This is a genomic window from Mesorhizobium sp. M1A.F.Ca.IN.020.06.1.1 (assembly GCF_004023265.1).
Taxonomy (GTDB): domain Bacteria; phylum Pseudomonadota; class Alphaproteobacteria; order Rhizobiales; family Rhizobiaceae; genus Mesorhizobium.
Window position 1 is genome coordinate 1 of sequence record NZ_RZSR01000710.1, and the last position, 3,204, is coordinate 3,204.

The window sequence follows — 3,204 nt, forward strand, 5'->3', positions numbered from 1 at the left end:
GCGTGTAGCTCATCCATGTGCTGATGGTGTCGATGCCTGCCCCATAGCCCTCGGCCACCTTGTTGCCCGCGGCATAGAGATAATAGATGTCATCGCCGTAGCTCCCGTGCATGGTGACATTGACGCCGGAAGCTCCATAGAAGGTGTCGTTTCCGGAGGTGCCCCACAAGTCCGGTCCGGACCCCGCCGCCGAGTACCAATGGTTGGACGAGCCGCTATAGGGGAGAGGAACGCCTACGGCATTGACGAAGCTGCTCATCGGACAACCCTCCTCGCAATACACGGCTTGCTTGAATCGGCATGCGAACTCAACCGATCGCTAGCGGGTCAACTTGTAATTCCGGGTATCGTTCCAAGGAATTGTGTAATAGTACAGAGAAAATTTGCCGTTCGGCGATCAATTATTCGCAAGAAAAGAGAGTGAGAACGCCCTAATACAATTTGCACGCGAGGGCTCACTCAGTTTTACACAATATTACTAATTTCTTTTATCAAAAATTAAGCATCGCGGCGCGAGGAGTTCGCGTAGGCGGCACGACTCACCTGAGCGGCGGGGCCCGATCCGGCGGATGCTCGCCTGATGCATTCCGCGCTCAAAGGGCGGCGTCGTCGGCTCACGCCTTGCCCATCGCGATCGACTTGAGGAACGCGGCCGCCAGTCCCTTGGCAACGGCCTGGTCGAAGCCCGCTTCGCGCATCGTCTCGATCGCGGCCGCTGTCGTGCCGCGATAGCCGAGAAAGGCCTCGACCGTATCGGCCGGTGAAGCGTCGTTGAGCTCCAGCAGCCGGCCGGTTCCGGTGAGCACGGTGTTGACCGCGCGGCGCGCGACCTCCGGCTTGAGGCCGAAGGCCACGGCGTCGCGCATCATCGCTTCGGCGAGCAGGGCAGGGAAGGCGGGCCCCGAGCCCGTCAGCCCGGTGAGATAGTCGATGTCGCGCTCGCTGCCGACCTCATCCTCAACGCCGCAGGCTCCGAAGATCGCGCGCACGGTCGCGCGGTCCAATTCGGTGGCGTCGCCGCTCGCGATCCACGGCGTGTACGATTTGCCGACCTCGGCCGCCGCGTTGGGCAGCGTGCGCACCACGCGGCCGGTGCCGTGCTTCTCGCCGATCTCGGCCATCCGGATGCCGGCCATAACCGAAATCACCAGCTTGCCCTTGGCATCCAGCTCGAGCGACGGCCAGTCCTGCGGCCGCACGGAAAGCATGATGACGTCCGAGCGGTCGGCGAGCGCCTGGTTGTCGTCGCTCCAGAAGACGCCTGGAAAGCGATCCGGCTTGGTGCTCCGATAGGAGAGGGCGAGGTTCTCCGCCCGCACCACGCCGGCCGAAAGCGCGGCACCCGCGATCGCGCCGCCCAGCCAGCCGGCGCCGCCGACAATGCCCAGCCTGAGTGAAGCGCTCATCCTTGTCTCCCTTGCAGTCTTAAGGGTGCGGGAGGCGGCGGCCGCTGTCCAGCGGTCAAGCCGCAGCCGCGTCAGTCCGCTATCGACCGGGCTGGAAAAACCAGCCTGCCGCAAGACCGAACGCCGACAACGCCATCGCAACGGTCGAGAGCCAACCGAGCAGGCGCGCAGCGTTCCGGAGCAAGGGCCGGGAGAGCAGTGGATACGAAACCTTTGCGCCGGCTCCCTCCTGCCATCGGAGGGCGTTCGCCGGCCACGCCTTGCCGGCGAAACGACCCGCCTGCCGAAAACGAGCCTCAGTACCCCCGCATCAATCCACCATCGACGCGGATGTTCTCGCCGGTGATATAGGCCGCGCCGTCGGAAGCGAGGAAGGAGATCGTTGCCGCCACTTCCTCGGATGTGCCGTAGCGCTTCATCGGCACGCTTTGGCGGCGTTCCTCTACGCTGGGCAGGCTGTCGATCCAGCCCGGCAGCACGTTGTTGATGCGGATGTTATCGGCCGCATAGGTGTCGGCAAAGATCTTGGTGAAGGCGGCGAGCCCGGCGCGCGCCACCGCCGAGGTCGGGAAGGCGACGCTCGGCTCGAACGCCCAGGCGGTCGAGATGTTGATGATGACGCCCGCCTTCTGCTTCTGCATCACCGGCGTCACCAGCCGGGTCGGTCGCACGACGTTGAGGAAATAGGTGTCGATGCCCTTGTGCCAGTCTTCGTCGCTGATCTCGATGATCTGCGCGCGCGGCCCGTGGCCGGCGCTGTTGACCAGCACGTCGATGCGGCCCCAGCGTTCCAGCGCGCCGTCGGTCAGCCGCTTCAGATCCTCGTTCGACTGGTTGGAGCCGGTGACGCCGAAACCGCCGAGTTCGTTGCCCAGCGCTTCGCCCTTACCGGAGGAGGAGAGCACGCCGACCTTGAAGCCGTCGGCGGCCAGCCGCTTCGCCGCCGCCGCGCCCATGCCGCTGCCCCCCGCCGTCACCAGAGCTACTTTTTCTCCTGCCATGTCGCTGTCCATCCTTGTTGAAAGCGCCTCTGTTAGCACGCGGCGGTGCAGGGCACGAACCGGTTTGGATTGCGCCACGATGCCGATTGGCGAAAGCGGACGCGGAGTCCGAACGCCATGCTCACACCTTGAAACCGCTCATCAGCGCCTTCGACACCACCGCACAGCGTCCGGGCTTCACGTCGCCCGCCTTCAGTGGCACGCCCTTTCCAGCCGGCACCGCCGGCCGGTACCAGCTCCGCAGCGCCTGGTCGCTGGCGCAATAGCCCCAATTGACGAGATCGATCGTCTCCTCGCTTCCCAGGAAATGAAGCGACGTGCCGATATCGGCAGGCGCGATTGCCGCGCTTTGCACGAAGCTCGGCTCGGCGGCGTCAGGCTTGCTGGCGATCGACCAGTAGACGCCGCGGGTGGCGGCATAGTCGGGCCGGGTCGCGTCATTGGGCAGGCCCTGGTCGTCGGCATCCTTCGCCGCCTGGAAGCGGGCGATGAGGTCGCGCCGCCGGAGCGAGCGCACCTGGTTGTCGGTGGTGTCGAGCACGCGCTTCAACTGCGAGAACCAGTTCCAGTAGCCGGAGCCGGACGCTCGCCAGGGCGCGCCGGCGTCGCTGACCAACAGCCAGCGGCAGCGCTTCAGCGCCGGCTCGATGCCGTGATTGTCATAGACGCCGCCATCGGTGAGCACGGCGCGGCCGGCCGGGACCGGCGGGCCGACGCTCGCGTCGAGCTTGTCGTTCTCCCACGCGAACTGAGTGAGGTCGAGCCTGAGCGGCGACAGAAACGGCGGGAAGGCAGAC

The 3,204-nt window shown here is 65.5% G+C and carries 2 protein-coding genes and 2 pseudogenes; all 4 read right to left on the reverse strand.

The features are described 5' to 3' along the window. Window positions 1-259 (reverse strand): annotated as a pseudogene (locus EOA60_RS25515) (1,3-1,4-beta-glycanase); the annotation flags it as partial. Window positions 260-614: 355 nt separating this feature from the next. Next, the gene (locus EOA60_RS25520) at window positions 615-1,406 is read right to left on the reverse strand and encodes a pyrroline-5-carboxylate reductase dimerization domain-containing protein (RefSeq protein ID WP_095824586.1); all 792 of its coding nucleotides are present in this window, start codon (window positions 1,404-1,406) and stop codon (window positions 615-617) included. 296 nt (window positions 1,407-1,702) lie between these two features. Continuing rightward, complete coding sequence (locus EOA60_RS25525; protein WP_095801571.1) at window positions 1,703-2,407, reverse strand: SDR family oxidoreductase; 705 nt, start codon at window positions 2,405-2,407, stop codon at window positions 1,703-1,705. Window positions 2,408-2,528: 121 nt separating this feature from the next. Further along, a pseudogene (locus EOA60_RS37790) lies at window positions 2,529-3,204 on the reverse strand (patatin-like phospholipase family protein); the annotation flags it as partial.

Excerpts from the sequence above, each read along its gene's own strand:
- EOA60_RS25525 (WP_095801571.1), bottom strand. The coding sequence starts at position 2,407 with ATGGCAGGAGAAAAAGTAGCTCTGGTGACGGCGGGGGGCAGCGGCATG.
- EOA60_RS25520 (WP_095824586.1), bottom strand. The coding sequence starts at position 1,406 with ATGAGCGCTTCACTCAGGCTGGGCATTGTCGGCGGCGCCGGCTGGCTG.